The organism is Fluviicola sp. (assembly GCF_030151805.1).
In the GTDB taxonomy this organism is placed as follows: Bacteria; Bacteroidota; Bacteroidia; order Flavobacteriales_D; family Crocinitomicaceae; genus Fluviicola.
In genome coordinates this window covers 1-2,960 of sequence record NZ_JASLCN010000412.1, presented here as the reverse complement: position 1 = coordinate 2,960, position 2,960 = coordinate 1, and the positions used below count along the sequence as shown (strand labels likewise).

Sequence of the window (2,960 nt, the reverse complement as noted above, 5' to 3'; positions counted from 1 at the left end):
GGTTCTGATCAATGGGGAAATATCACCACCGGAACGGAATTGGTTCGCAAAATTGATGGTGGAGAAGCCTATGCATTTACTTGTCCTTTGCTGACGAAAGCGGACGGAGGTAAATTCGGGAAAACGGAATCGGGAACGGTTTGGTTGGATCCGGAGAAAACAAGTCCTTATGCTTTCTACCAGTTTTGGTTAAATGCGTCGGATGAAGATGCTGCAAAATTGATTCGCTTCTATACTTTGAAATCAAAAGAGGAAATTGAAGCAATTGAGAAAGAACACAACGAAGCTCCTCATTTGCGTACGTTGCAAAAAGCAATTGCTGAAGAAGTAACGGAACGAGTGCATGGAAAAGAAGCGTTGGATATGGCTATCGCAGCATCGAATATTTTGTTTGGAAAATCCACTTCGGAAGATTTGAAAAAATTGTCGAATGATACGTTCCTGAGCATTTTTGACGGCGTACCGATGGCAACTGTGAAGCGTGCTGAGTTGAATGAAGGAATTAGTATTGTTGACCTATTAGCTTCTAAAACCGGCTTTTTGCCATCAAACGGAGAAGCAAAACGCGAATTAAAAGCAAATGCTATTTCTTTGAACAAAGATAAAGTGGCAGAAGGAACGTTGGTTGGTCCGAGTGACTTGATCAACGACAAATTCATCCTGCTCGGAAAAGGAAAGAAGAACAATTACATTGTGATTATAGAATAAACAAAAAACAAGTCGGGGCGAAAAAATTTTCGCCCCGACTTGTTTTTATCTGTTTTTATCGCGGTCTGCTCCCCAAAGTCTTTTGAAAGAACGCTTCTGTTTTCTCCGAGCTTTTTAAGATTCGGTCGAATAGTTCATCGGTTCTTTCTCTATTCTTTTCAAGGATTTCAAAATTGTATTCTGCATTTTTAGCCTTGAATTCTTTTTCATCCTCCAGGTTACTTTGAATCGTTTCGTAATGCTTTTCGTAGTATTTCTCCAGACTTAACAATTCGTTTCTGTCTGTATAGAACGTTCGTAAATCCGTTGAAATCAGAGACAAGATCTGGTAATTCAAGGAATTCAAATACTTGCTCATATCGGTATACTTGTAATTCGGATTCTTTTTGGAATATGCCTTCAGTCCCGTAAGACCTCTTTTGATCACTTTTTCCAGCACTTTGTATTCTTTCAGAATTTCTGCCGGATACAGCAAGGAATCGTAGGTTTCTTTGTGAAAACGGAACAATTCCTTCAGATCTCCTGCAATTTTGGAATCGTATGCAATCACCGTATCGCTGTAGTAAACCGGGGCTGAATTCAGAATGAACAGGTTTCTGAAACTTGTTTCGTAAGCTCCTTTCAGCCACTGAAAACGCTTTTCATAGGTTTTGTCGTCATGCGCCAAACGATCCCATCCCTGGCGTAGGGAATCAATCTTCAGCAAAGAATGAAACAAACTGTCTTTCCACTTGGAATAAGATGCCGGAACCAATGATGAATCCAGGCTGCTTTGTGTTGCATACGCTGTTGATTCCTGGAGTAATTTCTGTTTTTTCTCTTCGATTAAAGTAACATCTTTCGAAATTTTAGCCTTTTCCTTCTCCAGACGCGTCACATTTTTCTTCTGTTCCGACACTACTTTTTTCACCATCGAATAAGCTTCCTTATCCGTTGTTTTGAAGATCTTTGTTTCGGCGGAAATAATCCGTTTACTGATCGCATAAGAAGTCTTATTGATTTTCTTTGCTTCTTTGCTATACAATGCAACACTGTCGTTGATATCTCTCAGGTCCGGAAATTGCTCATGCAAATCTCCTTTTTCAATAATCTCGAAGGAATTTCTGAATTTATCATTCAAATGCAAGCCCAGGTAATTGAAGTGATGAACCGTCATGGAACTGTAATTCGCCGGATTGAACTTTAATCCGTCTTTCGCCACTTTGATCCATTTATCATTCAACTTCAAAGAGCTGTATTCCGAAACATATTCTTCAAATGCGACTGAATTTCCGTTTTTACGTTCCAGGATCGTATCCCAGTTTTTGGTTTTCCGGGTGAAATCCTCCATCGAAATCGGGTACGAACGAAGCTGAAATTCAGGTTGGGAAGGCAAATGCGTTTGAACAAATTCATCCGGGTCCAGCATGAAATTTTCCAATGACGGGTAGCGCACAAACCCGATGTCCGATTTGTAATCACCGCGTTTTTCTTCTGCTTTTTCAGCTTCCTTTTTGTCTTTTTTGTCCCATTTGAACTGCTTCACTTTTTTCCGCTTCTCTTTTTCGATTTTAGCCAGTTTTTCGGCTCTTTTAAGCATCCGTTTTTCCTTCTTTACGAGATCTTCCTTGTATTTCGGGATTCTTCCGATGTAACCGGCATCCCAGGTAGGATCGCACAAATACCACTTCCGGTCCACTTTGAAAGCGACCCATTCGTGATCCGAAGAAGCAATCAACGGAATAGAATCCGATAAAAACCGGGCAGTGTAACCTTCCACAGTGGTTGCTTCGATTCCTGCGTTTTTCAACAATTCAACCGTCAAAGCGCTGTATCCCTGGCAAACAGTACTTTTTGCTTTTAAAACAGCCCCGGCAGATTTGTACTCCAGCGGTTTTCCGCTTTCGATCGCTTTGTAGTTATAGGAAATATTGTGTGTCACCCACTGATAGATGTGCGCAGCTTTGGTACTGTCGTCCGGCAAACCCTTCGTAAGAAAAGCGCTTAAGGCTTTAACATCCTTCTGAGCTTCTTTGGGTGTTTTCAGAAATTCAATTTTTTCCTGGGCAAACAGGATTTTTCCTCCGAGAAGGAAAAAGATAAGGCAGTAAGGTTTCATTTTCAATGATTTGGATTTTTCTTCGATGCAAAGTTATTTCTTTTTTAGAATTAACTCTTATAAATCATTTCAATAAATAAAGAGGGGTCGCGATGTATTCGAAATTAACCACAATTTACACCCATACTTAATTTTCTTCCACCAATGCGCAAAT

The 2,960-nt window shown here is 40.2% G+C and carries 2 protein-coding genes; one reads left to right on the top strand and one right to left on the bottom strand.

Annotated elements, in window-relative coordinates:
* Positions 1-708, top strand: a 708-nt coding sequence (tyrS, locus tag Q1V93_RS15535) for a tyrosine--tRNA ligase (RefSeq protein WP_300665915.1), incomplete at its 5' end; no start/stop codon positions are given.
* Positions 709-763: 55 nt separating this feature from the next.
* On the opposite strand, the gene Q1V93_RS15530 is transcribed toward tyrS, so the two are convergent.
* Positions 764-2,806: a transglutaminase-like domain-containing protein gene (locus Q1V93_RS15530; RefSeq protein WP_300665914.1), complete on the bottom strand. Its 2,043-nt coding sequence runs from the start codon at positions 2,804-2,806 to the stop codon at positions 764-766.
* Positions 2,807-2,960 lie beyond the last annotated feature (154 nt).

Coding starts and splice junctions, on each gene's coding strand:
- Q1V93_RS15530 (WP_300665914.1), bottom strand. CDS start 2,806: ATGAAACCTTACTGCCTTATCTTTTTCCTTCTCGGAGGAAAAATCCTG.